General features: G+C 66.8%; 1 protein-coding gene. It reads left to right on the top strand.

Annotated features, from left to right (window positions below; translation table 11 throughout):
* On the top strand, nt 1-289 hold a 289-nt coding region (locus tag NE591_RS15385), incomplete at both ends, for an alanine:cation symporter family protein (RefSeq protein ID WP_256157118.1).

Below are 289 nucleotides of genomic sequence, written 5' to 3'. Positions count from 1 at the left end.
CCCCGGTGCTCGGCGAGGCCGTCGGGCTTATTCTGGAATGCGCCTTCACGCCGAAGGCGGCTTTCGGCGGCGCTGTGGGTTCCGGCATGGTGATGGCTCTGCAGTTCGGCTGCGCGCGCGGCCTGTTCTCCAACGAGTCGGGACTGGGCACCGCCCCCATTGTGGCGGCGGCGGCCAAGACGAAGAACCCCGCCGACCAGGCGCTCATCTCCATGACCGGCGCGTTTTGGTCCACGTGCGTCATCTGCCTGCTCACGGGGCTTGTGCTTGTGTCAACCATGATCGTGCA

Source organism: Adlercreutzia sp. DFI.6.23, assembly GCF_024462535.1.
Classification (GTDB): Bacteria; Actinomycetota; Coriobacteriia; order Coriobacteriales; family Eggerthellaceae; genus Adlercreutzia; species Adlercreutzia rubneri.
The sequence above is the reverse complement of the archived record's forward strand: the minus strand, read 5'-3'. Positions and strand labels throughout refer to the sequence as shown.